The organism is Proteiniphilum sp. UBA5463, from assembly GCF_002427225.1.
Lineage (GTDB): Bacteria > Bacteroidota > Bacteroidia > Bacteroidales > Dysgonomonadaceae > Proteiniphilum > Proteiniphilum propionicum.
Window position 1 is genome coordinate 72,347 of record NZ_DIQL01000001.1, and the last position, 22,253, is coordinate 94,599.

The following is a 22,253-nucleotide window of genomic DNA, read 5'->3' on the forward strand; positions in this document are numbered from 1 at the left end:
TTATGCAAGCCTCTTTTTTGTGGGCATAAACCCGGTTAATAATTTTTCCAGTTCTTGCTATTCATTATTTCTTATATACCAAGGTTAAAATGTATTATTCTATCCATTGGGATTGTTCTCAGCTGAAAGTTGTTGTTGCTATTAATTTATAATTTTATGTATGAATATTTTCAGAGATTGAGCCCCATACCTTTGCTTTTCTCTTCTTCCAGTATCTGCTTCATAAAGCGCAAAATCAGTTTGTTTTTCTCCGCCACGTTATCGTACTCACCCCTGTCTGAACGCATGTCGTAGAGCTGGTCTGCCTGCCTGTTCCCCAACTCGGTATTGGTGAGCCTGTTATAAGGACTGGCGTTGCTTGGTTCAATGTATTTCCAGTCGTGGGTGAGAATCGTCAGAGAGGAAGCTGCACCTATAACATAATCCCGGCCGTCCGGATCAATCCCCAGCCATGCGGGTAGTTGATTCCGGCTGTCTTCCGGGATACTGCTTCCATTCTCCCTGCCTATCAGCGACGCCATTGTCCCTAGCATGTCTATCTGCGATACCAGCGCATCGGAGACACCCTCCCTCACATTTCCCGGCCAGTGCACTACGAAAGGGACTCTTGTTCCTGCTTCGAAGGTGCTGTATTTGCCGCCGCGGAACGGTCCCCAGGGCTTGTGGTCCATCAGTTTCTCCACGGCCTCGTCCATATAACCATCGTCTACCACGGGTCCATTGTCACTGGTGACTATGATCAGTGTGTTTTCGAAGATGCCAGCTTCCTTCAGAGCTCGTACTATCTCTCCTACTGACCAGTCTAACTGAACGATTGCATCGCCGCGGTGTCCCATTTCGGTTTTTCCCCTGAAGCGTTCGTGGGGGAATCTAGGTACGTGTATGTCGTTAGTCCCGAAATATAGGAAGAACGGTTTCTCTTTGTTCTTTTCAATAAATCTTACCGCATGTATCGTGATGCTGTCGGCAATGTTTTCGTCTTCCCATAGCGCCGATTTTCCACCTTTCATATACCCTATTCGCGAAATTCCGTTGACTATACTCATATTATGGCCGTGATTGAGGCTTGGACGAAGTTTGTATACCAATTCGGGATTTTCTTTTCCGGTTGGCTCGTCCTTAAAGTTATTAGTATAGCTTACAGATATGGGATCGTTCGGGTCGAGGTTAACGGCGCGTTGGTTTTCCATATAAACACACGGTACACGATCTCCCGTTGCTGCCATGATGTAGGAGTAGTCGAACCCTATTTCCGCCGGTCCCGGCGCAACACGTTCGTTCCAATTTTGTTTGCCGTTTTCGGCTCCCATTCCCAAATGCCATTTTCCAACGGCTGCTGTTGTGTAGCCTGCTTCCTGGAACATCCTGGGCAATGTGAAACGATGTGGCTTAATTATCAGTGCCGCATCGCCTGCAGCAATTCCCGTATCGTTCCTTCGCCACGGATATTCACCCGTAAATAATCCGTAACGCGATGGTGTGCTGGTTGCTGCAGCAGAATGAGCATTGCGGAATCGCAGGCCGTTTGTAGCCAGTGCATCTACATTAGGTGTTTGTACTCGTGTAGCACCGTAGCAAGACAGATCGCCGTACCCAAGATCATCTGCGTAGATCAGCACTATGTTGGGTCTCTCATTCAAAGGTTCGCGAGTTCCATCCTGTGCCGTTGCCGGCAATGCTATACAGGCTCCGAAAGTTAGAATTGATCTCATTGATTGGTGGGTCATAAGTCTTAAGTTTATATTTATGATCAAACTGATAATGTTTTTAAAATAGCGGCCAATTAGGGTCCTCAGTCCTGGCTGATTTCATTATTTCTTTCATTTCAATGGCAATTTCAGGATAGAGTGAAACGATGTTATGGTTCTCCGAAGGATCTGAAGCGAGGTTATACAGCTCAAATACCGGGTTTTTGCGGATATTTTGATGTATAAGCTTCCAGTCTCCTCTGATGACGGCCTGTTTTCCATTCATCTCCTGAAATTCAAAATAGAAATAATCACGTTCTTTCTGTCCCTCTTTGCACAATATTGCAGGTAGAACGCTTATCCCGTCTGTATTGCCGGGTGTTGCACGTTCCAGCAGCTCGGCAAATGTAGGCATGTAATCCCAGAATGCAAAGGCGAAATCACTTTTCTTACCTGCCGGTACTTTCCCCTTCCACGAAACAATTGTTGGAACACGAATGCCACCTTCATACAGATCACGTTTATATCCCCGGTAGATGCCATTGCTGTTGAAAAAGTCCGGATCGCCTCCACCTTCACAATGCGGGCCGTTGTCACTTGTGAAAATGATTAAAGTATTCTCATACACTCCCGTTTCTTTAAGCTTCTCGATAATCTGTCCCACGTACATATCTATGCGCATTACCATGGCGGCATATGTAGCTCGCGGATATTCCTGCGACATATAACCGCCTTTTCTGAAAGCGGGACCGGAATCGGTACCCTTATACGGTTCTTCATCAAACTTTCCTCTTATTTTCTGTATGATGGAATCTTCGGGCACAACCAGTTCGGCGTGCGGAAGGACCATCGGGACGAAGAGGAAAAACGGATTTTTACTGTGGTTATCAATGAACTCCAGCGTTTTTCCTTGAATAAGGTCTTGCGAAAAAGAACCAAACTGACCGTTGTCATTTTCGGGAAGATTCACATGCTGTTGGTTATGCCATAAGTGATCGGGGTAGTAATTATGGGCCAGCAGCTGGCAGTTATATCCAAAAAAATCGTCCACGCCCTGATTGTTAGGATCTCCCGTAGAACCAGGCTGTCCTAGCCCCCATTTCCCAAATGCACCGGTGGTATAGCCTGCATTCTTAAACAGGTGAAATAAAGTGAATGTTCCTGCCGGCAGAGGAAACTGGCCTTCAGGTTTTATTTCCTTGTTCCCGCGAATGGGCGTGTGTCCGGTGTGCAATCCTGTCATCAGGCTGGCTCGCGAGGGAGCACTCACTGTTGTACCGGAATAGGTTCGTGTAAAACGGGTTCCGTTTAATGCCAACCTGTCTATGTTGGGAGTCAGAAACTTTTCCTGGCCAAAACAGCTCAAGTCGCCATACCCTAAATCATCTGCAACGATAAATACCACATTTGGCTTTTGTTGGGCAATGATTGGTACAAATGCAGCTAAGGAAATCCCTGCGGCAAAAAAATTGTTATTCATATTGTTACGTTCTTATTCATTTTTAAAGTTACATTAAAAAATTGGAAATTGCATATTCCCTTTGTTCTCCTCATTTCACAGTATCTGCTTCATAAATCGCAGTATCAGTTCGTTTTTATGTGCAACGTTTTAAAATTCATCCTTTTCGGAGCTCATATCGTAGAGCTGATCTGTCTGTTCCCCAGTTCTGTATTGGCAAGCCTGTAACATGCACTACCGTTATTGGGTTCTGTATATTTCCAGTCACATGTTCGTATCGTCAGTGAGGAAGATTCATCAACAACATAATCGCGTCCGTACTAATCGATTCCCGGCCATGGATCCAGCTGATCCATTCTATTACAGTGGATTTGTTTTTCAGATTACAGACTTCTTGAACATCAAAACTTATTCGCCAAATTGAAAGTGTTTCATCTCTTTACAGGCATAACTGTAAAAGCCTGAGATGGAAATGTCATAATTCGGATGAATTTCAACTATTGCGAAACTATTGTTGTCGGGCAACTCTCCTTCAATCATACCTTTTATTGTGCAATAGTGAATATTTTTTCGGAAACTGTAATGCCCTTCATGATGATGGCCCTGAAATACTGCCAACACATTTTTTCGACTTTCCAAAAGAGCAATCACTTCATTTGCATTTTTTACGCACACCGATTCGTAGATGTCGGAAAAACTATCCAAAAGCTGATGAATAAAAACAACAACGTACTTGTCATCCTTTTTAAGTTCAAGGCTGAGCCATTCTAACTGTTCTTTCGGCAAATAAGCTTGTGTCCAGTCAAAATTTCCACTGTCATAGGGAGTCCCGTCTTCATTGAAATTGGCATCGAGTACAATGAATCTAATATTTCGAACATCGAAAGAATAATATGTTTTTTTATCTGCATTTCCTGGATTAGATGTGTATTGCAGGAAATCTTCTTTTGAAATGCAATCCATATCATGATTGCCCAAAACATGATAGGACGGACCCTTGTATGATTTAAAAACAGATTCAATTTTTTTCAGGAATCCTATCGTTTCTTCTTTATTGCCTGGAATATTCTGGTCTTTTAAATCACCCAATTCAATAATAAAATCTAAATCTTCTTTATTAAAAAGGTCAATCGCATGTTGAAGCTTGGCGATAGATTCTTTATAAAATCTTGTACCCCAAGGTTCCCGATCTGCATAGTGGATATCGGAAACAATACCAAAACGCAAAGAGCGTGTAAGTATTTTACAGGAATAATGACAAGGTAAAGTTGCTAATAAAATCCCCCCTGATAATCTTTTTAAAAAATCTCTTCTGTCCATATCGTTTAGAAAAGCAAATTTACAACATAACGACGAAACATTATATCAGTAGCACAATCTTTTTACTTAAATTTTAACCGGTCAGCAGTTTCGTTTCTTTACATAAAAGTAATTTCTATCTGGCAAAGGTCATGCAACTTGCCTGTTTTCAAATGCTTTATCAATGATATCTGGGATGATGAAGGGCTGGACAGGTTATCAATGCCTGGTAGTTGTCATTCTGATCTTTTTCAAAATCAGTCTAAGTGACCAACATAGGACAATGTTTTTGTAAATTGGCATACAAAAGGTATTTATCAGATCGTTGACCTGGATAATTTAAATCTTTCTTGAAATTCTGCTCAATGATTGAATATTATCTACATAAATCGCCTTTCAGATAAAAAGTTCCTTTGTTATTGTTCTCTAGACCGATGAAACTCGGCGCTTATATTCGGAAAGACATGCATCTAACCGTTCCTGAGCCGTGGTGTCGCCTGGAACATTGTGTGACGGATGGATGAATAATTTTACACCTCTGTCTGCCAAAATTTCTGCAACATTAGTCACGGTCATCCACACTAATGTGACAAAAGCGAGAGTAGATACCGGTCCTATTTTGTCTTGGTGATTTTTTAGAACAACCGAGGCATCTACCACCGGAACGCACGAATCAACAACAATATCGGCGATTTCGAAAAGTGTTTTTCCGCTTTTGTGACGGGTTACTTTGCCCTTGGCTTCTACAGCAGATCCATAAACAATTACTTTCAGTCCCAGTTTCTTCGCATGAAGCGCCACATCTATGTTTACATTGTTAATCCCCGTGTGTGAAAAAATCCATATACAATCTTCATTACTGAAGTTATATGCTTTCATGATCGCGTCACCATAACCTTCCGCTCTTTCAAGAAACAAGAACTGATGGATTCCCATCTGTCCGGTTATACCGGTGAAGAAAGTCATTGGTAGCTCTACCATTGGATGAAATCCTACAAAGCCACCGATGCGCGGATACATTTCCTCTACGGGTATCGTGGCATGTCCACAGCCGAATGTATGCACCCATCTGTTTTTTTCTATACTATCTGCCATTGCAGTTGCAGCATTTTTAATGTTCTCGAGCTGTGTTTCTTCGATTTTTCGCATAATGCCTCTTGCATTTGCCAACCATTCAAGTGAAAGTGTCATAATTGTAATTTTAATTGATATTTTTAATTATTTTTGAATTAGTGAAAAGTATAATTGACTGTATTAGTAGTAAAATAATTATAACGAGTGTAAAAGAGGAAATGCCAAATGTTTTTGAAATAAACCCCATGGCATAATTCATCAGGGTATTTCCGATCAACGCAATTACCATTGCAAATCCGATTGCTGTCCCGCTTATATGTTTGTATGCCGTTCCTATGTAACTTATAATAACCGGGAATCCCGCTGCAAGGCCAAACCCTGTAATAAAAAGGCTGATTGAGGCTAATCGTAAATTACATGCGTAATTGAGCATGATTATTCCGATGATGGCAGTTATTATTCCTCCCGGAAGAACATATTCATTTTTTATTATACGCAATAAATAACCGAGAAATAAACGGGAGACAGCCATTCCTGAAACAAAGAATGTCAGGCTCAGAACCACATCTTTACCATTCAATGCAACTCTGCCATCAAGATAGCTGGTAGTCCAGTTATTGATAAGCCCCTCAGCACCACTTTGGAAAAAGAGGAAAAAACTTAAAAAAAGGATCAAAGGTTCTTTTATCAATTTAACAGCTTCTTTCACTGGAAATCCCTGTCTGATTTTTGGTTCTGGAAAATTAATCAAAATAAAATATAGAACGGCAGCCATCATACACAATCCCGTACCTTGCAATATTATTTGATAAGAATATGTTCTGGAGAACATTCCCAGTAAAAGAGGCATCCCCAACGCCCCTATGCCATAACAAACGCCAAGGATACTTAGCATTGAACCACGCTCTTTGTCATTTGAGATATCTGAAACAAGCGCGTTTGTGGAGCCGTTAAGCATACCTCCACCTAAACCGATAAGAAATATACATATACGCAAAAGATTCAGGTTTTCGAAAAACGACAATCCTTCGATTCCAGATAATGTAAACAGTGTGCTTACGATAAGCAATAATTTATATCCAAATCTATCTACAATAACCCCAAACAAGAGTGAACCTGCAAGTACTCCTACTGGCAGTAGAGAAACTAGGGAAGATGATCCTACTTCATCAAGAGAATATTCAGCAGTCAATGTGGGCAGAACGGACCCCATGACAATAAATGCAATCCCGAAAAAAGCCATGCCTATACAGGCGGCTACATATACGTATGTTTTATTGTATTTCACGAAATTAAAATTATTGATTTTCACTAAAGTTAGATTTTCGTTTGCCATGACATAGATAAAGCAGGCTTTGCTTATTTTATCCCATCTTGAGGCTATTGTTAATGGATGCAAGTGCCAGGTAACCGGCGCCATATAGTCCTGCATCACCTTGTAAAATTGATTTCTCGAATCTTACTTGCTTCATAGCAATGGGTTGTGCCCATCTGGCAGCTTCCTCATAAATGCGTTCTATGAATTTTATGGCTGGTCCGAAAACACCTCCACCCCATATGATTATTTCGGGGTTTAACAAGCTGACTAAGTTGGCGGAAGCCATACCCCACATTTCAATTGCTTTTTCAATAACAAACAATGCGAGGGGATCTTCGTTATTCACTGCTTCAAAAATATCTTTTGTTGACAGGCTCCCAATTTTTCTTTTATATAATTCACTCTCTCTAAACAGAGTCCCATCTTCCAGTAGCCTTTTTACCTGGCGTACAATGCCATCTCCAGATGCATAACTTTCGAAACAACCATATCTCTCAAATTCCTCTCTATAGGGAGTCTCAATTGCAAACCATCCGGCAGAACCAACAATATCTCCATGTCCGTGTAGAATGTTTCCATCAACCAGAATTCCCACTCCAATACCCGTACCTATTGAGATGTATATTGCATTGGTGGCATTTTTTGCTGCACCCTTCCATTTCTCTCCCAGAATGTAACAGGTCCTGTCGCTGGCAATATTAATTGTGACCTTATCATCATTAAAATGCTCCTCTATCTCTTTTTGAAGCGGATAGTTTTCCCAACCGTTTATGTTGGGTGCCCATATGAGTCCCGTCTTACTGTCCGCTATACCTGGGACACAGATACCCAATGCTTCGACAGCATCCCTGCGTCCCTCCGGTCGTTCAATTAATTCATCGATGGTATGCAAAACCAGCCGGCCTACCTCGCTCTCTTTTCGTTCTTCGAGAAGGCACAATACCTGGCAGAGTATCCTACCATTTTCATCAAATAGGGCGCTTGTAATTTTGGTACCTCCCAGATCTATCCCTATAACAGCCATGAGTTATCTCTTTTTGTTTGAAATTTGATTGCTTGCAGTTATTCCAATCACATGGACATCTTTGCTGTCAATACGGGTGTTGATGTTCAGCGTATTACCGGAGCTTCGCACCTCTTTTTGCGTTTCATTGATTACATCCCGCAGGGTATATACACCGTCAGAGTCCATATACAGAACTATATCAATTTCTTCACTACCGGCACTATGGTTGATGATAAAAAGAAGGGGACCGTCCTTTGTATCCTGCAGCCGGACTTCCACCTGATTAGAAGTTCTACCGTCAAGAGATGTTGTAAAAGGTCTTTTAATTTTAGCCCATTTCAGTAAATTGACAAAGAACCTGTCATTTTCAGGGCTCACCTCCTTAAAATTGGCCATCCCTAAATAAGATCCTACGAGCATCGATTCGCCCTTCCCAAATTGAGTACTTACAACAACCGGTTGTCCCTTCTCGTCTATAGCTAAAATATTTACATTTTTGTTTTGAAGAATACTTAACGACTGCAAATATAAAGAGCCTTTGAGTTTACTTCCTTCTTCAAGTCCTTGCAGTGCCGGGTGATTTTCATCTGAAATTGTCAACTCAATATTGTCACGCATTCTGATTTCATTTTCCCTTACACCGAAAATGTCATGCATCCCTAGACCAGGAATAATTTCCGAAGCATAACCACGATCATCGTTCCAGCCGATACGGGCTTCCGCCAATACATATCCTCCATTTTCCACGAAAGCACGCAATCCGGATGCCGCCTCTCGGGTGAACATGATAGGATAGGGGATTATGATCAATTTATATTGCGAAAGATCCCGGTTTTCTATATGTTTTCTGTGGATAAAATCTACAGGGATATTGTGATTGGCAAATGTCTGGAAATAACCAATCAGTGATTGGCTCAATGCTGCCGGAAAATCGTTGCGCTGCATTCCTCCTACCATCTGGGTCAGCGGATTATATACAATGCCAATTTCAGCCTTTGCAGGAGTAGCACCCAGGAAGAGTTGCTGATTTCGGTTCACCACCTCTGCTATTTCCCCTGCCTTTATTGCTCTTTCGGTTAAGGTTCCATCCAGATTAATCAAGCCATACCCTCCTGCTTCATATCCTGACGACATTGGGTAATAGGCGTAGATATTTACTCCTTTAGCCCCTTTGGCGATAGCCGACCAGGCCCATATGCGATGGTCGCCGGAGGTCACCGGGTCACTCACCTGAAGCGCAATAGTACCTAATCCTGCCTGCAGTTCTCCAACGTACCAACCACCTTTTTCACGGTTTGCACTCCTGGTGAAGTCCATCACGGTACGTAGCGTTGTCACCGACCATGCATTTTGAGGATGATTGTGTTTGGGATAGAGTGATACCCCATAATAATCCAACGGACCGGCCATAAGAAAGTCGTCCGTTGCTCCCGCGCCAACATGGGGAGACTGAAAGAGCGATGCACCTACGGCATGAGCAGTAATCAGGTGAGTCTTGTCAACTTTCCTTATTGCGTCATAACGCGCCTGCATATCCTGAACCAGTTTTTCATATATAAAAGTTTTCCAGTCGATGAAGTCGGTATAACTTAAAATGGTACTGAACCTTGGAGCTTCTACTTGCGGCCAGTCTGTGAAATTACGGTACCACGCTCTGTTTAAATTTTCGAGGGAGCTGTATTTTTTCTCAAGCCACTTCCTGAATCTTGCCTGTGTCCCGTCACAAAAACAGAACTGAACATTTGGAATATAATTGAGAGATGCCCAGTTGATTATATGCGGTTCACTCCAGAGATCCCATCCAAAAAAATTGGGATATGAAGTTGCTACTTTAGCTGTTTCAGAATAAAAATTGAGTACCGCATCTTCCACGGCTTTGTTATCTGTACAGGCTCCTGGTGCCGATTGGGGGTGTACCTTATCTCCGCTTTGCGCTTCGAACAGCGCATAAGGATAATTTTGTGCTACCCAGTCCGGAGCGGAATCCACATATATCTGAATGAATACTTTTAATCCCACTTCATTGGCGAGTCGCATGAGAAGGTGCAAATTGGCGAAATTGTATTTACCGGGTTCCGGTTCACAGGCTGCCCATTCAACCCATGTACGAACAGTGTTGAATCCGAGATCCTTTATCTGCCGGAGATCGGTTCTCCATTCCTGCTCCGACTTTGTTGTTATCTCAGACAGCATTGGAGCTCTGGCTTTGCCGCCACTGTACCATACCGAGAAAGGAAAGAAATTTTTATCTATTCCTTCCTGTTTCGTTTGTCCCTGAACTCCGATCGCGATAGACAAAAACAATATAAAAAGCAGATGTAATTTAAAATTTTGTATTTTGACTGACATATTCAATAAATTATAGTTATGATTTTTTGCTCTTCATTACAGACTTCCATACGGCTTTTCGCAAAGTTCCCTGATTGTCGTCACCGTCATAATCCCAGAACATCAGGCCTTTCATCCCTTTACCCAGAACCCACTCGCCTTTCATTCCGATACTTTTCTCATTGTCGTATCCGCAATAGTAAACCCCGTTGTAGGTGACGTACGGAACGGAAGCCGCATTGTCCCAATTGTCGATCTTATAGGATCGGGCGTCGAGATCGATGATTTTTTTGTAGTTGATCGCTTCCGTCCATGAGTGGCGCCCGTAGAAAGGTACGCCTAACACCAGTTTATTGGCCGGCATGCCGGCATCCAGATAGGCCTGAACGGCACGGGAACAGTCAGAAGCCGCCGACGGATCATACAGTGCGGATTGATGATGGGGGGCCGCATCCAAATCATAAGTCATAATATTCACAAAATCGACGTAAGGGGCAACGGCTGCAATGTCGATATAGCGCCATCCTCCCGTAATCGGTTGCTTATCCATACAATAGCCGGCATAGGTGAGCAGGTACTGGGTCCCTAAGGTTTCACGCAGTTGCCTCATCAACAGTACATGGTTCGCTACATCTACTGTCGCATCATAAGCATTCGGATCACCGCTCCATGAGAGGCCGGGAAACTCCCAGTCCATATCAATACCATCGATGCCCCATTTTTGCAGGAAAGCTTTACAATCATTGGCAAAAGCTTTGCGGTATTCATCCGATTTGGCAAGTTGTGAAAAACCTTCCCCTTGTGAATTTTCTAATGATATGGAAATGGACAGATTCGGATTAGCCTTCTTCAGATTTACGATCTGCCGGAAACGGTTTTCGTCGCCCAGTACATAGATTCCTTTATAGACTCCGCCCTCCATATAGGGTTCGGCGAAGGCGTAATTGATATTTGTCAGGTATTGGGGATCGGGGATCACCGTACTCCAGGATGTCACGTAAGCCAGTGCGATACGTCCTTCTACTAATTCAGGCATATTGCTGTCCTTATCGGGAGCTTTTAATCCCGCTTCATAATCGTCTTTCTCACAAGTTGTAAACAACAAAAGCGCAAACACAACATAAAGGGTTTTTGTTATATTTTTTACTAACATTCTGTTTGGAATCAATATGATATAACTCATAAGTTATCTATTATTCACAGTAATAACCAATAGCATTTATTATAAGTGAATATAAATGTGAATTATCTATTAGAAAAACAATAAATCACAAAAATGTGCCTATAACAAGAACAATACCTGTTACCGGCAATTGATAAACCTACTTATTCCTCTTTTGGTACAAGGTAAAAATAGGTCCCATAAAAATCCCAGTCCGCTGCATCTGCAGGCTTACTGTAAGTCTGTGGGAAACATAACACCAATAGGTCTTCGCTAATATACGTTATCCAATATGGAGTGGAGGCCCCTTTCCAGACACTCCAGCTAATATTGGTGCCTATAACAGGAGCAGTGGTTATCAATTCACCTGTTACTCCTTCGGGCTTGTTATGCGTATAGGCCCAGGTTCCCTCCTTTGATACCGCTCCGGATCCCAAATAAGTAGTCATTTTATGGGCATTAAATTCAAATACCATGGTTTGTTCCGGTATGGTTGCGGTATTTACGGTCCCCCAGGAGTTCTGTCCGGGAACCGGATCATAATATTTCCAGTTACCATACATTCCATTATAAAGGGCTCCTGTTACTTGTAAAAATGTCCAGGTCTTTTTTGCGGTTTTGTCTGCTTTGTCTTTTGCGCCTGATAACAAACGATCATATTCATCGAAACAGTTGGTTACGCTGATGTTGAATTTTTTAGACGTAACAACCTGATTGGCGGAAATGCCGGTATAATAGATTTCATATTCGCCGTTAGCATCATAAATAACGGTAATGTCATCGGATGCTACAATTTTTTCACCGGTACTCCATCCCAAGTGCCATACACCGCCAACATCGGGGCGACTGTTTTTCAATACGACATACTGATCGCCTTCCACTTTGTCATCTGTGTTAGGAATAGGTTGTGTAACAGATAAAGCAGCATCCAATTCGGCTTGACTTATAGGAGCTCCAGCATTTTCAAACTGTTCACGCAGTGCCATGTCTTCAATCGGGTCGCATCCATAAGTGAATAAAATACCCAGCAGAAAAATTCTTATTATTGTTTTCATACTTGATCATTTTTTAAGTTATTGTAATCTATTCCAACTGGAAAACAAAGCGCTGGACTCCCAACCGGGATTCTGTTCAAACAAACCACCCGATAAATCTACTTCAGTCTGTGGAATAGGCCACCAACCTTGCGTCTGTTTTAAACGAGCCTTGTAGTCAAAATTTACCATTGGAACTTCTACGCCTGCATTAAGCAAGGTAAATCCTTTTTGTTTGTTTAGCGCTTCTCCTGCTTCCTCCAAAGATGGTCCTGACCATCTCAACAAATCCCACCATCGTATGGATTCGAAAGCAAATTCCCAACGACGTTCGTTTTTGATCGCTGCCAGTGAATAAGCAATTGGCGCCAAATTCGACCGGGCGCGTACGCGATTAAGTCCGGTGGCATCTTCTTTTAATTCTGATTGCATCAACAATACGTCCGCAAAACGAATATGGATTAAGTCAGCGATGTTGTTCAGCGATTGGCTTATAACATCAGCGGTTATTTGAGGATAGAGCTGAAGAGCGAATGATCGGATTCCGTAAACCGGATTTTTTCCTGGATCATTGGCGTTAATGTTTTGATATGACATAACATTAATATATTTCTTCTGATGATAACCGGTCTGTTCATAGTACCGATACGAAACCGTGTAATCAGGCTCATCCGGAGTTAATCTCCGGTCGAATAATACGCTTCCTGTATTATTCGGATCAAGTGCACGATACGACCAGATGGAACCAGTCAGGCGAGGATCTTCTGTCGCTCCGTTCAAATAGGACTGTTGTTCCGACCATTCTATCCAGTCATTTACCATAGCTGGCGAAACTGGACCGGCTCCCCAACCTCTGCCAAACGGGTAACCTTCTCCATCTTCTGCTTTTGAATTATCGGCCGAGGGAGAATAAAATTGCGACACTGTATTGCTAAACCATGTATATGTCCAATTGTTGCCTTTTAATTTATGCTTGTTGGCAAACAGGGTTTCGATGGGGCTTAAGCCGGCCCAATCCAGATTATTATTCAGCACATATTGATATTTATATTCTTCACGGTCATTATCCTGGGAGGCTTTGTTTGTATAAGCCCAAAGGTTGCGTTGATCTGAAACCAGATCATGACCGGAATTGTTCACGCAATCATCTATCCATTCAATGACCTGTGCTTTGGTAATTCCGTCGGGAAGCTCGGTTTTATCATAGCGCCCGGTATAAAAAAGGAATACACGTGCCATTAAGGCTTCTGCCGCGTATTTGGTAGCATGCCCCACCATCGGCGAACCATCCAGATAAATGCGGTCCGGCATCAATTCAATGGCATTTTTCAGGTCGGAAGCTATTTGTTGATATACTTCATCGACAGATGCACGCGGTAGTTTATCCGGGTTTCTGCTGTCTGTACGTAAAGGAACGCCGCCGAAAACCTGTACCAGTTCATTAAATGCGAAAGCGCGTAGGAAATAGGCTTCACCAAAGCAGCGGTTTCGTTCGGTTTCACTCGACCACTTTGCTACATTATCTAATGTTTCAATGGCTACATTTGCACGGTTGATTTGCCTATAACACCGGGCATATAAGGGTTGTAGCATATTCAGGTTTGTGTACATCAGAAAGTTGGTCGCACAGTTATTCGATGCTTCCAGGTTCCCGCCCAAGCAATCGTCACTCGCCAATTGCGCCAGATAGAAATAAGAGGATGTTTCCGGATCCTGGAATAACATATTGGCATATATGCCTGTAATCAATTCGTTAGCTTCCGTTTCAGTAAACGGGAAATTATCGGTTGATTTGGTTGTCAAGCTTTCACTGTCTAAAAAATCACTGCAGCTTATGTAGGAACCAATGGTCAATAATAGGATAAATGCGATATATTTTTTCATTGTTTTTCTATTTTAAAATTTGATATTCATACCAATCATATATACCCTCGAACTCGGATAAAATCCTAAATCAATTCCTTGTGCATAGGTATTTCCTGCTCCATACCCAATTTCAGGATCCATTCCTGTATAACCTGTGAATGTAAACAGGTTTTGTGCAGTCACATATATCTTTAACTGACTAAGAGGGAGTCTTTTAAATGCTCTTTTGAAGTCATATCCCAGGGATACATTTTTTATTTTGAAATAATCGCCGTTCTCTATGTAAATATCGGATATCCTATTCCAGTTTGAGTTTACCGAACTTGATACACGCGGATATTTGTTAGATGTCCCTTCTCCATGCCAACGTTGGAAAATATCCGTTGTATAATTGGCCATTGGAGAGGCTACATAATCACGATAAGATTTCAATATCTGATGACCGAATGCACCGTAAGTGTTCACGTTCAGTTCAATTCCCTTATAGTCTATGTTAAAAGAAAAACCCAGTGTGAAGTCGGGATGCGGATTTCCTATTTCTGTGCGGTCATCGGCATTAATGGTTCCGTTTCCATCGATATCCTGCCAGATAACATCGCCCGGTTGTGTATTATCTCCCAGAAGTTTGGCTCCTTTATAATCATCAATCTGTTGCTGATTTTGAAAAATGCCGCTACTTTTATATCCATAAAAATATCCGAATGGTTTCCCTACCTCAGAACGATAGCTTTCGTCTGATCCTTCCCACAATACGCTGATAGGCCCCCGAAGAATCTTCTCCGCATTTGCAATTTTTAGAACCTTGTTTTTATTATAACTCAACGAGAGGTTTGTATCGAAGTAGAAATCCTTACTTACCTGCTCGTTCCAGCCTAAGGTTATTTCAAACCCGGTGTTCTGAACATCACCGCCATTAATAAAAGCAGGGGAAACTCCAAAATCTGCCGGCTGAGGGGGATCTACTAACCAGTCTTTGGTAATACGATTATACCAATCAAGTTCCAATCTCATACAGTTGTTGAAAAAACTGGCATCAGCTCCCAAATTAATCATAGTTTGTGTTTCCCATTTCAGATCTGGATTTACCCCACGATAAGCATATGAACCCGTGGCTGCATCTCCCATTGAATTGCCAAAAGGATAACCGCCATTATTATTGTTAGAAGTTATCAATCCAACATATTGAAAAGATGCAACGCGGTCATTACCGTTTGAACCATAAGATACGCGTAACTTCAGGAAATCTACACCTTTTATGTTTTCATTCCAGAATTTTTCGTTGCTTATTACCCAACCTGCTGAAACGGAAGGGAAATATCCCCATCTATGCCCTGGAGCGAAATTTGAAGAGCCGTCGGCTCGTAAAATAAACGAAGCCATATATGTTTCGTTATAGTTATAATTCAATCGTCCAAATGCAGATAAGGAGCCACTTGACAGGGTAGGGGTACCGGTAAGAGATTGTACTGTATTTAAACCAGGCACATTACTTAGCCAGGCATGGTCGAAATCGTAAAAGATAGACCCCTGGTTTGAGCCGCTCATTGATTCGCTTAGCATCTGGCGTGTCATACCTTGTCCCAAGAGCGCATCCAGATTATGTTCTCCAAATGTCATAACATAATTGATCGTGTTGTCCAATGTCCAATATTGAGATTGCCCCATGGATTGGGTTACGCGGTCTTGCACCTGCTCTAGAGTTGCCGTTAATTTTCCAAAAGAAGGAATATATGATCTATAGCTGGATGCACTTAGCATATAACCGAACTGTGACCGGAACGTTAAATCCTTGATAGGTTGCAGATCCAAGTAGGCGCTGGTTTGCAAGAAATGAGATTTACTGAGGTTTTGATTCATCATATAATCCATGTATGCAATCGGGTTTTTATTCGCATTGTTTGCTGTATCCCAATTATAACCATCGGCTACCTGGTCATTAAAGGTATAGTATTCGCCCTTACTATTGTATGCATGCATCAATGGGCTCATCACTAATGTATTGTGAATCGTGTTCCAGTATATATCATCCCGAGCGACCTGTCCTTGAGAACGATTAAAACGATAATTAAGCGTTTCACCCACTTTTAATATATCAAGGTCTCCTTTTTTAAGGATAATTGATTCCGTGTTGATTCGCGCATTGAACCGATTTAAAATGGGAATATTGTAAGGTACGCCCATTGTAGCTTCTTGTTGAAGGAATGTAAGGCCCAAGGATGAAACAGATCGCTCCGTTCCGCTGTTGATGCCGATACTGTGGGATTGAATAATGGCGTTTTTATTAAGGATCTCTTTTGTCCAGTTCGTTCCTTTCCATGAACCGTCACGAATAGAGGCCAGATCTCTGGTCGGAATTAAATTATTCCAATTATATATTGGCAGGCCATCCATGATCCGGGCTTCATTTTGAATGCTCATAAACTCTTGGGCATTTAGGACAGTGGGTATTTTATAGAGATTTTGTATCCCGTAATAACCGTCATACGTAATTTCATGTTTTCCTGCTTGCCCACTTTTAGTCTTCACAAGAATAACGCCATTAGCAGCCCTTGAACCATAAATTGCCGCGGTTGCCGCATCTTTTAATACGTCAATACTTTCGATATCGTTAGGACTTAGTCCGTCGAGGCTGCCGCCTACAACCCCATCAATTACATACAAAGGAGTTGAATAATTATTGGTACCGATACCGCGGATGTTTACCTTAAAACCGTCCCCGATAAATCCGCTGACCTGTGTAATGTTAACCCCCGGTGCCTGGCTTTGTAAAGCCCCCAATACGTTGGGTGTGTTTAATCGTGCGATATTTTCACCTTTTACCTGAACTGTAGCACCCGTCACCAATTTTTTCTTCATTGTTCCGTATCCGATAACCACCAACTCCTCCAACAGTTCTGAGTCCGTTTCCATAGCGACATGTATTGTTGTCCTTCCTTTGATAGCTATTTCTTGCGGCTTCATGCCTACATATGTAATTTGGAGTATAGCATTTTCAGGCGTATTGGGAAGGCTAAAGTTACCGTCTGTATCGGTAACTGTTCCGTGTGAAGGATTCCCTTTTTCCACGATGGTTGCCCCTATAACCGGATCGCCGGCGTTATCGCGAATTGTTCCCGATATGGTCTTCCCTCTTTGTTGTTGGGCGGTGTTGACGGGATTTTCTTTCGCGCGCTTTTCGGATAGCGCTATTTGTGTGTTGTTGATCAGATAGTCGATGTTCGTATTCCGGAACAACCTGTTTAGTATGTTTTCAATTGTCTCGTCCTTAGTTTGGATGGTCGCCTTTTGGTTTAAATCCAGAAAATTATCGCTATAGAAAAAAGTGTAACTGCTTTTTTCCTCAATTTGTCGAAGTATGTTTTTTATTTCCGTATTTGTCGCAGAAATACTCAATTGCGCCATACTTTGCCCGATACTTAGTAGCAGCAGGAGCAAACAGCTCACGCCAATTCGTTTGATTTGTACGTTCATTGAATAAATTTTTTTAGATTTTAGCTTGTTTTAGGATATAATTAAGGATAAAAAGGCACGAAGTTCACTATGATTGAGTAATTTTGTCCCCCATATGAATGCGGCCATCAGCAAGTTGCTGTTGTGTTATTATCCTGTTAGCGGAATATTGCATTCTTTAACCGGAGTGATGCCCTTACATTGCTCCGGCTTTTCTATTGTAATCAGGTGAGTTGTTTTCTGTTTTATTTCATACACGTCTATTTTTTGTGAGTTATTAATTCTGTTTTTTACTGAATGTAATGTGCGATCCGGACATTGTGTACTGTAGCGGGGAAACAACAGTGATAAGATTCAGTACATTCTCCATACTGTTGTTCTTGATTTTTCCGCTATATTGTATCTCTGTTATTTCGGGTGATGTAAAAGAGATAGTTACGTTGTACATTCTTTCCAGTATTTTGGCAATGTCTCCTAATGTTTCTTTGTCGAACACGAATTGATCGGTCATCCAAAAAATGGCTTCATTTACATTGTCTATACGGGACTTACTGAACATTCCATCTTTAGTATTGAATGAAATCCGTTCGTTAGGAGCCAGCACTTCGGATAACAATGAGTTGCTTACTTCAATTCTGCCTTCAATGAGTGTTCCGGTTATTTGATCATCATTGGAATATGCCTTAATGTTGAACTTTGTCCCCACAGCCTTTACCTGCAGATGGTCACGTGTTAACACGATGAACGGGTTGTTTGGGTTGCTTTGTACCTCAAAATAGGCTTCTCCTTCCAGTTTTACCATTCGGTTTTTTTCTCCGAAATCCTGAGAATAACGCAGTTCGCTGGCCGAATTGAGGCGCACCCGGGAACCGTCGGGAAGCTGAACGCTTGCCTTTTGTCCGTTTTCAACCATTACCACAAGTTCTTGTTGTGAATGATTACGGATCCGTTGGAGCGAGAGGCCCAGTATAAAAAACAGTATAGCTACGGCTGCTATGCTCGCCATTGCAATCCATCTGCTTTTGTGTTTCGGAAGGGTTTGGATATTTCGACGCATATACATCTTAAACTGTTCCCATGCTTTTTCCCTGTTTTCTGCGGCGAGCCGGGACGGATGCTGGCCGGCATCTTCCCATTTGCTTGCATAATAATCTCCAAATTGCTTTTCGCTTATCTGCTTTTGTTGATAAGCACGGAGCAACTTACCTATTTCTTCTTCCGATAGGGTATTGGAGAGAAATTTCCCAACCAAATTTGTAATTTCTTCTGACATATTTATTGTTATATACGTGAGGAAGGTAAAACCCTTACAAAGATTTCGGTTTTAACAAGAATATTAATTATATTTAACAATATAATATTAAAAATGACGCATAAGGTTTCCGGAATTATAGCAACCGACAGATTAAAATATCAGCAAATTGAGGTAGTGTTTCAGTTTTTCATTTAAAAAAATAAGAGAGCGTCTTATTTGTGTTTCAACTGTTTTTTCTGAAATATTTAAACGGGAAGCAATATCTTTGTTTGACAGATTCTCTTTTCGGCTTAATAAGAAAATTTTACGTCGTGCTGTGGGAAGTTTTTCAATCAATTCTGAAAGAATTTTCTCCAGAAAAAGATTATTTACATCTTCTTCCGGATTACTCTCTTCCGGCATAATTTCCTGTTGAGTTTGTTCATATTTGTATTTTCGCAGCAATTGTTCCGTTTGTCTGTAAACATGATTTTTGGCAATGGTATAAAGAAGAGGTGCAATATTGGTATCGGGATCAATTGTTTCTCTTTTCTCCCAGAGCGTTATGAAGACAGTTTGTGTAATGTCTTCTGCAAAAGTTTTATTGAAAAGCGTGTTTAGTACAAATGTATAAACCTGATTGTAGTAGAAATGAAAAATATGTTCAAAGGCCTTTTCATCTCCTTCCTGCAGAAGGCGAAGCGTGCGTGAGTTTATATCTATTGTTTTGTTCTTCAAAGCACTTTTATACTTTATAGAAAAAACCCTTCATTTCAGATAAGGCTCATTTTGTCAGATTTGTAATATCTGTTAGTGACCGTTTGCAAAAAAGTTGCAAATTGATTGCTTTGATTTTACAAATGTATGAAAAAAATGTGAATTATTATTCTGTTCATTCAAACAGGCGATGACAGATCGGATTAAAGATTGCTATCTGGTATTTTAGAATTGCAACTTTCCCGGTAAGTTTTACATAGGTTTTTTAAACAAAACCATGAAAAACACCGCGGGGGGGTGCTAAGCGGTTGGAGGTGCGAAACCCCAAAGAGTGTCAACCAGCAACATAATTTAATAAAAAAGGATCTTACTGTATACGGGAGAGCTTGTGTTAGGCGGATTCGGAGGTGAAAATTTACAAGCAGTACCCATAAATAATGTTTGGGGCGAATTAAATCGGCCGTGATTTAAAACATTTCATGTGTGATAAAACATTGCCATCGATTGGATGGCTTCCACCAAAAGGAGGTTTTACACCACGAGATGGCGGATGTGGCGAGGATTTAGACGACTTCGACGGCAACATGGATGAGAAGTCGGGATATTTATCTCTGTTACATGGCGTTGCGTTGTAGATTAAATCAATGTCGTCACGTTCGCACATTTTTTTCCAATCCTCATCTCCCGTATAAATGGCAGCTTCCTTTCGCTTATTGTTTTTCAGCGATTTCTGACTGCTCTTGATTCGCTCCGGATTCAGGTCGCACAAAGCCACTATTTCCGTACCCTCAATCAGGCTAAGCCGATTGACTGCAGCGCCTCCCCGGCCCAGCCCTACTACCCCAATACGGACTGTAGGAATATGTTTGCAGCGGAGCCCCAGGACTGATTTTCCTTTTGCAGGAGGATTATTTTCGTCGGTAATGTTTACCATATCCAGGTCCGACACCGTTTTATTCATTCCATTTAGCTTGCTGCCAAGTATTACAGCACTTCCCGCTAGAGATGTTCTTAAAAATTCTCTTCTGTTAATTGCCATAGTTATTTGTATTTATTGTTTAATTAGTGATTCTAATCTGTCAAAACCTTTATTTGTGTATTATAAATTCCATTTGACTTTCGCTTCTGATTATTTTTATGGATACAGCAACAGGCCAGTCTATAAACATTTGGTGCTCTCATCATTTAAATTTATTTTTTTAGACATTATCACCGACATTATGAAAGAAAATACTAAGAGCCACAGAATATTATTTTCTAAAACGAAGCATCTGTATAATTATTAATTCTGCAAATCCGATTTTGCATAATATGGTCCATAGACTCCTTTTACTATCTGGTTTTCATCACGTGGCGACAGTACATAAATTTTGTACTTTCTGCCCTTATCAAACACCTTCAAAACAACATGCCCGTCTTCCTGGCAAACCGAATTTAGCCATTTTTCTTTACGGTATTGATTTCTGAGCCTGACTGGGAATTGAGTCGTAAATATCTTTGGCCCTCCTTCATGTGGAGATAGGGAAATAATTCGTTCCATGACAACCGGCTGAATGTGTTCGTAATCCCACACCGGGATTATGTATGCAAATGCTCCAATGTTTTTGACAAAACCCTCGCTCATTGCGTCTTTATATGCATGGTGGTTGGCTTTGCACACATCTACGGTGCCACATATTTTAGCAACTTCCTCCTCTGTATCAACCGGATTTCCCTTTTCGTCGAGCAACTGTCCGCTTAAGTCACCTCCTGTATAATAGGAAAACGGGCCGTACGAAATTCGCATGGCTACGCTTTTGGTATTCTCATTTTGCCAGTTTGTTTTATTATCGAGATGAAGTTCATAGTAGTCGGTCGTCTCCAAGCCTTCACCAGTCCATATTTTCCCGTTTGCCGCCAGGTTTTGAATGCTGAATGCCTCATGATATTTCTCTTTGTTTTTTAGTAACACAATCTGTTTGTTGCTGCCAATTTCAAAGCGCTCGGGGTATAATCCTTCCGTCTCAATTTTCCAGTCGACAAAGGCACGGTAATTGTCTACGTCCAAGTCATTAACAGAGAAAGGGTATTGATAGTCGGGCCAGCCGCGGTCTATCATCTTGCTGAAACTAATAGTTTCTCCAACTTCTGCTATACCAGTTAAAACGTAATCTGGGTTTCTTCTTGAGGTCTGCTTGGCTTTATTTGTGCAATCGCCGGTGTGGTCATTATGAAAATGGGAAACCACCAGATAGTCGACATGGTTTTTAAATGGATTCACCTGCTCTATATAGCGGGCAATCCATTCGCCTGAACGACGTGAAGAGTCGGGCAGCAGCTCGCACATCTTGTCGTAATTGGAAGGATCCCAGTCCCCCGCATCTATCAGCATCGATGTGCCATCAGGGAAGATATGGAAATTTGCCTCTCCCCTTCCTGTATAAATATGATGGATGTCCATCTCGCCGTTTTTCCATCCGACATAGGGCTTTCCAATCTCGTTTTTAATGCCCGCGCATGACCATACCATACAAAAAAGGCATATAATTGCAATATGTTTTTTTATCATAGGAATTCAGTTTAATTAAATAAGAAAACCAAAAGCAAGCTATTTTTCATTTCTTTATTGCTGCAATTTT

15 protein-coding genes are annotated in these 22,253 nt (G+C 41.5%); all 15 read right to left on the reverse strand.

The genetic code is table 11. The annotated features are described in order from the left end of the window. Positions 1–170 precede the first annotated feature (170 nt). The 15 genes from B3B27_RS00240 to B3B27_RS00310 all read right to left on the reverse strand — a co-directional run bounded on the left by B3B27_RS00240 (position 171) and on the right by B3B27_RS00310 (position 22,183). Entirely contained in the window at positions 171–1,712 is a 1,542-nt protein-coding gene (locus B3B27_RS00240; RefSeq protein ID WP_286846459.1) for a sulfatase family protein, read from the reverse strand. A 55-nt stretch (positions 1,713–1,767) separates the two neighbouring features. After that, entirely contained in the window at positions 1,768–3,168 is a 1,401-nt protein-coding gene (locus B3B27_RS00245) for an arylsulfatase (protein ID WP_238868291.1), read from the reverse strand. Positions 3,169–3,555: 387 nt separating this feature from the next. After that, positions 3,556–4,467 (reverse strand): metallophosphoesterase, encoded by a 912-nt coding sequence (locus B3B27_RS00250; RefSeq protein WP_286846462.1) that lies wholly within the window; start codon positions 4,465–4,467, stop codon positions 3,556–3,558. A 405-nt stretch (positions 4,468–4,872) separates the two neighbouring features. Continuing rightward, positions 4,873–5,637, reverse strand: a complete 765-nt coding sequence (locus B3B27_RS00255) for a sugar isomerase domain-containing protein (protein ID WP_238868288.1) — start codon at positions 5,635–5,637, stop codon at positions 4,873–4,875. A 10-nt stretch (positions 5,638–5,647) separates the two neighbouring features. After that, positions 5,648–6,952, reverse strand: coding sequence for an MFS transporter (locus B3B27_RS00260; RefSeq protein WP_286846046.1), 1,305 nt, complete (start codon positions 6,950–6,952; stop codon positions 5,648–5,650). Beyond that, complete coding sequence (locus B3B27_RS00265; RefSeq protein ID WP_286846464.1) at positions 6,885–7,862, reverse strand: ROK family protein; 978 nt, start codon at positions 7,860–7,862, stop codon at positions 6,885–6,887. Before B3B27_RS00265 ends, B3B27_RS00260 begins: the two co-directional genes overlap by 68 nt. A 3-nt stretch (positions 7,863–7,865) precedes the next feature. Beyond that, positions 7,866–10,193, reverse strand: a complete 2,328-nt coding sequence (locus B3B27_RS00270; RefSeq protein ID WP_238868284.1) for a beta-galactosidase — start codon at positions 10,191–10,193, stop codon at positions 7,866–7,868. A gap of 16 nt (positions 10,194–10,209) precedes the next feature. Continuing rightward, positions 10,210–11,325 carry a glycoside hydrolase family 18 protein gene (locus B3B27_RS00275; protein WP_286832907.1) on the reverse strand — a complete coding sequence of 372 codons (1,116 nt, stop codon included), beginning with the start codon at positions 11,323–11,325 and terminating at the stop codon, positions 10,210–10,212. Between the two features lie 173 nt (positions 11,326–11,498). Continuing rightward, positions 11,499–12,389 carry a hypothetical protein gene (locus B3B27_RS00280; protein WP_286832905.1) on the reverse strand — a complete coding sequence of 297 codons (891 nt, stop codon included), beginning with the start codon at positions 12,387–12,389 and terminating at the stop codon, positions 11,499–11,501. Positions 12,390–12,407: 18 nt separating this feature from the next. Continuing rightward, positions 12,408–14,252 carry a RagB/SusD family nutrient uptake outer membrane protein gene (locus B3B27_RS00285; RefSeq protein WP_286845284.1) on the reverse strand — a complete coding sequence of 615 codons (1,845 nt, stop codon included), beginning with the start codon at positions 14,250–14,252 and terminating at the stop codon, positions 12,408–12,410. Positions 14,253–14,264: 12 nt separating this feature from the next. Further along, positions 14,265–17,705 carry a TonB-dependent receptor gene (locus B3B27_RS00290; RefSeq protein WP_286846466.1) on the reverse strand — a complete coding sequence of 1,147 codons (3,441 nt, stop codon included), beginning with the start codon at positions 17,703–17,705 and terminating at the stop codon, positions 14,265–14,267. A gap of 256 nt (positions 17,706–17,961) precedes the next feature. Continuing rightward, a complete protein-coding gene (locus tag B3B27_RS00295) occupies positions 17,962–18,957 on the reverse strand; it encodes a FecR family protein (protein WP_286846467.1) in 996 nt (331 codons plus the stop codon). A gap of 132 nt (positions 18,958–19,089) precedes the next feature. Next, positions 19,090–19,656 (reverse strand): RNA polymerase sigma-70 factor, encoded by a 567-nt coding sequence (locus B3B27_RS00300; protein WP_286832899.1) that lies wholly within the window; start codon positions 19,654–19,656, stop codon positions 19,090–19,092. Between the two features lie 430 nt (positions 19,657–20,086). Continuing rightward, a complete protein-coding gene (locus B3B27_RS00305; RefSeq protein ID WP_286845288.1) occupies positions 20,087–20,674 on the reverse strand; it encodes a hypothetical protein in 588 nt (195 codons plus the stop codon). Between the two features lie 243 nt (positions 20,675–20,917). Beyond that, positions 20,918–22,183, reverse strand: coding sequence for a hypothetical protein (locus tag B3B27_RS00310; RefSeq protein WP_286846468.1), 1,266 nt, complete (start codon positions 22,181–22,183; stop codon positions 20,918–20,920). Positions 22,184–22,253 lie beyond the last annotated feature (70 nt).

What these genes read in the sequence shown, in the direction of transcription:
- B3B27_RS00240 (WP_286846459.1), bottom strand. Translation starts at nt 1,712, where the DNA reads ATGAGATCAATTCTAACTTTCGGAGCCTGTATAGCATTGCCGGCAACG.
- B3B27_RS00245 (WP_238868291.1), bottom strand. Translation starts at nt 3,168, where the DNA reads ATGAATAACAATTTTTTTGCCGCAGGGATTTCCTTAGCTGCATTTGTA.
- B3B27_RS00250 (WP_286846462.1), bottom strand. Translation starts at nt 4,467, where the DNA reads ATGGACAGAAGAGATTTTTTAAAAAGATTATCAGGGGGGATTTTATTA.
- B3B27_RS00255 (WP_238868288.1), bottom strand. Translation starts at nt 5,637, where the DNA reads ATGACACTTTCACTTGAATGGTTGGCAAATGCAAGAGGCATTATGCGA.
- B3B27_RS00260 (WP_286846046.1), bottom strand. Translation starts at nt 6,952, where the DNA reads ATGCAGGACTATATGGCGCCGGTTACCTGGCACTTGCATCCATTAACA.
- B3B27_RS00265 (WP_286846464.1), bottom strand. Translation starts at nt 7,862, where the DNA reads ATGGCTGTTATAGGGATAGATCTGGGAGGTACCAAAATTACAAGCGCC.
- B3B27_RS00270 (WP_238868284.1), bottom strand. Translation starts at nt 10,193, where the DNA reads ATGTCAGTCAAAATACAAAATTTTAAATTACATCTGCTTTTTATATTG.
- B3B27_RS00275 (WP_286832907.1), bottom strand. Translation starts at nt 11,325, where the DNA reads ATGTTAGTAAAAAATATAACAAAAACCCTTTATGTTGTGTTTGCGCTT.
- B3B27_RS00280 (WP_286832905.1), bottom strand. Translation starts at nt 12,389, where the DNA reads ATGAAAACAATAATAAGAATTTTTCTGCTGGGTATTTTATTCACTTAT.
- B3B27_RS00285 (WP_286845284.1), bottom strand. Translation starts at nt 14,252, where the DNA reads ATGAAAAAATATATCGCATTTATCCTATTATTGACCATTGGTTCCTAC.
- B3B27_RS00290 (WP_286846466.1), bottom strand. Translation starts at nt 17,705, where the DNA reads ATGAACGTACAAATCAAACGAATTGGCGTGAGCTGTTTGCTCCTGCTG.
- B3B27_RS00295 (WP_286846467.1), bottom strand. Translation starts at nt 18,957, where the DNA reads ATGTCAGAAGAAATTACAAATTTGGTTGGGAAATTTCTCTCCAATACC.
- B3B27_RS00305 (WP_286845288.1), bottom strand. Translation starts at nt 20,674, where the DNA reads ATGGCAATTAACAGAAGAGAATTTTTAAGAACATCTCTAGCGGGAAGT.
- B3B27_RS00310 (WP_286846468.1), bottom strand. Translation starts at nt 22,183, where the DNA reads ATGATAAAAAAACATATTGCAATTATATGCCTTTTTTGTATGGTATGG.